Origin of the sequence: Vibrio salilacus, assembly GCF_002811245.1 — a bacterium.
In the GTDB taxonomy this organism is placed as follows: domain Bacteria; phylum Pseudomonadota; class Gammaproteobacteria; order Enterobacterales; family Vibrionaceae; genus Vibrio; species Vibrio salilacus.
Genome location: NZ_NIVQ01000088.1, coordinates 1 through 1,095, shown reverse-complemented (window position 1 = coordinate 1,095; position 1,095 = coordinate 1). Strand labels below are relative to the sequence as shown.

1 protein-coding gene is annotated in these 1,095 nt (G+C 40.9%); it reads right to left on the bottom strand.

Features of this window, described 5'->3' with window-relative positions:
- Nucleotides 1-16: 16 nt before the first annotated feature.
- Nucleotides 17-1,040, bottom strand: a protein-coding gene (locus tag CDZ87_RS16910; protein WP_172953609.1) for an IS630 family transposase whose coding sequence is annotated in 2 segments (ribosomal slippage) — nt 17-587 and nt 586-1,040 — 1,026 coding nt in all. Because the reading frame shifts where the segments join, the coding sequence is not laid out codon by codon here.
- Nucleotides 1,041-1,095 lie beyond the last annotated feature (55 nt).

Sequence of the window (1,095 nt, the reverse complement as noted above, 5' to 3'; positions counted from 1 at the left end):
ATACCAATTCCGTTAATTAGCTTATCAGTCTTAGCCAATCTCTAAAGCAGAGTGAGATGACTCTGCTTTTATCTTCACAAAACCTATTCCACGCTCTACATAATGTCTCTACGATATCGTCATAGTTTTCGAAGCACCTGTTTGCTACTTCATTTTGACGGAGCCAACTCCATACCTGTTCTATAGGGTTAAGTTCGGGAGAATAAGGTGGGATATGAATTATGGTGAGGTTCTCAAATTCATCTGCAAGGTAGCTTTGGTGCCAACTCGCTTGATCCATGATCACAACTGCATGCTTGCCAACTGGTGTGGCTTGAGAAATTAATCTGAGTTGCTCTTTCATTGCTTCCATATTGCTCAGGGGAACCACTATAGCTTCAGCTTCTCCTGTCGTGACACATACAGCTCCGAAAAGGTATGCATACTCAAATTGCTGTTGTTGTACTACTCTAGGGCGCGTACCTTTCTCTGCCCATATTCGCGTTGTTGTATTGCGTTGACCAAATCTAGCCTCGTCTTGAAACCATATTTGAACATCTTTTAAGGGGATGTGACCAGGGATCTTAAGGATCGTTTCGATTGGGAATTTTTTTAAAAGCCTCTTGAGCTTCAACTGATTGCTTAGGATGTTTGGAACGAGTAGTAATCCAACTCAAGCCTATGTCATGTAATAACTGATAGAGCGCCGACTTTTTATAGGATGTATTGAAGTTGCTTTCTATATAGCGCCCAATGTCTCTCGCTTGAAGGCGACCGCCATTCTCATTTACGGCATGTTCGATAACATATTCTTTGAGTTGTGACTTTTGCTCGTCTGTTAGGCGGTGAGGTCTACCTGAATGTGGTTTCTCTTGAAGTCCTTCAAGACCATTGTCGAGATATGCTTTGACCCATTTATTGACGCTTACTCTGCTAACTTTAAGGTACTTAGCTATTTGAGTGCGGCTTTTACCGTCAACAAAATGAGAAACGGATAAATAACGAATTCTAAGTCGAGCATTGGATGTGGAATTAATCAGACTCGGAAAATCATGCTTCATAAGGACTCCTTTTAAGAAATCACATTAGATCACAAAATTAACGGAATTGGTATTA